A 2,786-nucleotide genomic window follows, 5' to 3' on the forward strand; every position below is an offset into this window, starting at 1 on the left:
AACTGTCAACAGGAGTTGTACCATGTCTATCCCAATGCCTACTTTGAAATCCGTTCGCAGAGGACGTCAAGCTAAGGGTATTTCCGTTATCGATGCAGATGGTCGTATCTATGTTCTCTACAGTGTACGGCGTTTCGCAGAGATGTTGGGAATTCCTCGTGAATCTTTCTATGCTCTTAACGCTGGTAAGATGCAGTCTCTCTACGGTATGAAGATCTATACTGGAGACCTTGCTGGTCTTGTTGAAGGTAAAGATTTCTTCGTTGTTAATGATGAAGATGAAATGGAGTAAGTACTATGACGAAACTTTTTCGTGAAGATATTGATGCTATTCTGAACCAAGAAGAAGAGAATGAGGAACTTGATTTCCTTCAGCGTAATAGACTCACGTCTAAGGAGATTCGGATTGATAACAAACGACAGCAAGGTGAGTTGTCAGGTAACAACCGAGCAGTACGACAACATCGTAAGTTTTGATTAGGGGCCTAGTGCCCCTTTTCTTTTAGGAGAATTATGGCAAGACGTCGTTGGCGTCCTAAGAAAGAGGACGTACTTAAAGGGTCAGGGTATGATAGTATGTTGGAGAAGAATCTCCACGAAACAAAGTTAGCTCCCTGTCGTTTCCATAACAAAGAAGACAAGGTTGAGTACACTGTCTCCCATACTTACGAACCAGATTTCGTTTGGGATAGGGAAGATGGTAAACGGTTCCTTATTGAAACTAAGGGCCGCTTCCAAGACAATGCTGAAGCTAGAAAGTATTTGTTTATCCGAGAGGTTTTGAATGCAGAGAAACAAGAGTTGGTTTTCGTTTGGCAGAAGGCAGGGACAAGGTTCCCATTCGCCCGTAAGCGCAAAGACGGAACGTATGCCACTCTTGAAGAATGGGCAGACAAACACGGATTCCGACACTGGTCACAAGATCAGTTCGAGCTAGACATGTTATAAAGAAAAAGGGCCAAGGAGTTTCCTCCAAGGCCCTTTATTTTTACTTATCAGATTTGTTAACCTTACGGCCAATCTTCTTCCAAGATGCACGAGGTGCGTCAACAAGGTCGTCATCTACCAACCCCATCTTCACTCTCTTCTCAATCTCCTCCTCAGACAGGCGAATATATTTACTGCCTGATTCTGCATCCCCAAAGAACCTAGAGGCTAGTTGCTTCTGAAGGTTACCCATCCAGCTCTTACCTTCCCCTTTATTCATCAGTTCTTGTAGAAGTTGCTTATCATCAGCGGAAATCCAAAGCTTCTTGTTGTTAGGGAATTGTTTCTTACGTTCCTCAGCACGAGCTACAATCTGGTTGAAAGCTTTCATATAGGTAGCTTCACCTTCTTGTCCACGAGCATTCAGTTCGTCGATGATTGCTTGAGTTACAGCTTGTTGTTCAGTGGCAGACAAATCCTTCACTTCACGACGTACTGCTAGGACTTCTTTAGCAGCAGCTTCCAACTCAGAGTCACTCATCTTAGCAACATCTTCCTTCACAGCTTCCTTAGCAACCTTAGTCTCAGCTTCCTTGGCCTTTTCGAGGTCTTGGACAGCACGAGCACGAAGCTTACTAAACTCAGCATCACTGAGAGGCTTCTCACGAGAGATGAACATGTTGTGCAGAATACGCTGTGCAGTGGATTCAGGAGCACCCATAGCAACAAGTGCTTCGGTCATGTCCTTCTCTTGCTTGGCAAGTTTCTCACCATCTGCAACACTCTTCTGGATGTCATCCATACGCTTCTCAGCCTTCTTCCAAAGTTGTTCATACTCACGACGAGTACGTTCCATTTCCTTGGTAGCTTCCTTAGCTTCTGCATCAGCATCACGCTTAGCTTGGGCCAGTTTGGTTTCACGCTCTGACAACTGAGTAAGTGCTCGGTTGAGCTTATCCAGCTGAGCTTGAGATTTAGCACGGTCTGTAGCAGACACGCCCTTCTTCTTGAGAACACCTTCATGTGCAGAGATTTGCTCTTTAAGCTGACGTTCAGCAGCAACACGCTCACCTTCAGGCATTGGCTTCTTAGCATGCTCTGAGGCTCTCTGTACGGCTTCCTTAGCCTTTTCATTGGCTTCTGCCATAGATGCCTTGGCTTCATCCACCTGCTTCTTCTGGAGCGTTTTAGCCCAGTTCTTGACGATCTTAGGATCGAAGTCGGAAGTGGTATCAGTTGCCTTTGCATTCTTCAAAGCTTGGTTGATGATGTCATCTTCAAAGCCCAAAGAAGAAAGTTCATCACGAACTTGCATGTGCTTATCAGCAATCACACTCGCCTCAAACTCTGGGTCAACCTTGACACCAGTGTCCTCACCTACTGCCTTAGCAGCGGTATCACGAAGGTTAGACACCTTACTCTTGGCTTCCTTAATCTTGAGGTCTTCCATCTCACGAATGCGACGGTCAATGTACTGGTGCTCATTACCCTTGATGTTCTTGTCACGCATTTCCTTCCGAACACCATCTACGCCACCCATTTCATTGATGTAGTCAGCGACTGCCTCTTCAGACATCTTATGCTTAGAAGCAAGAGAGTCAATAAGAGTGTTGGTCTTCTCCAAGTCTTCACGAGCACGTTCCATTTGACGATACTGCTCAGGGTCAGTCTTGAGCATGTCTTGACGTTCCTTGGCACTCATATCTTCAAATTTCTCTTTACGTTCTTCCAACTTGTTACGAACAAGGTCGGTAGACTTAACACGCGGCTTCTCAGGCTCAGGAGTGGGCTCAGGAGCGATTTCAGGTTCTTCCGCTTGTGGTTGCTTGGGTTGACGCACCATGTCCTTAGAACGCGTT

4 protein-coding genes are annotated in these 2,786 nt (G+C 45.7%); 3 read left to right on the plus strand and 1 reads right to left on the minus strand.

Translation table 11 applies throughout. The annotated features are described in order from the left end of the window. The first annotated feature begins 22 nt into the window (after positions 1 to 22). The 3 genes from ACRDCA_RS00085 to ACRDCA_RS00095 are packed head-to-tail and all read left to right on the plus strand — an operon-like array spanning position 23 to position 948. Complete coding sequence (locus ACRDCA_RS00085) at positions 23 to 292, plus strand: hypothetical protein (protein WP_438687741.1); 270 nt, start codon at positions 23 to 25, stop codon at positions 290 to 292. A 5-nt stretch (positions 293 to 297) separates the two neighbouring features. After that, complete coding sequence (locus ACRDCA_RS00090; RefSeq protein WP_438687742.1) at positions 298 to 477, plus strand: hypothetical protein; 180 nt, start codon at positions 298 to 300, stop codon at positions 475 to 477. 36 nt (positions 478 to 513) lie between these two features. Beyond that, positions 514 to 948, plus strand: coding sequence for a hypothetical protein (locus tag ACRDCA_RS00095; protein WP_438687743.1), 435 nt, complete (start codon positions 514 to 516; stop codon positions 946 to 948). 40 nt (positions 949 to 988) lie between these two features. Here ACRDCA_RS00095 and ACRDCA_RS00100 read toward each other — a convergent pair. Then, on the minus strand, positions 989 to 2,786 hold a 1,798-nt coding region (locus tag ACRDCA_RS00100; RefSeq protein WP_438687744.1), incomplete at its 5' end, for a hypothetical protein.

The sequence above is a fragment of the Serratia sp. (in: enterobacteria) genome (genome assembly GCF_051654945.1).
Lineage (GTDB): Bacteria > Pseudomonadota > Gammaproteobacteria > Enterobacterales > Enterobacteriaceae > Chania.

What these genes read in the sequence shown, in the direction of transcription:
- ACRDCA_RS00095 (WP_438687743.1), top strand. Translation starts at nt 514, where the DNA reads ATGGCAAGACGTCGTTGGCGTCCTAAGAAAGAGGACGTACTTAAAGGG.
- ACRDCA_RS00085 (WP_438687741.1), top strand. Translation starts at nt 23, where the DNA reads ATGTCTATCCCAATGCCTACTTTGAAATCCGTTCGCAGAGGACGTCAA.
- ACRDCA_RS00090 (WP_438687742.1), top strand. Translation starts at nt 298, where the DNA reads ATGACGAAACTTTTTCGTGAAGATATTGATGCTATTCTGAACCAAGAA.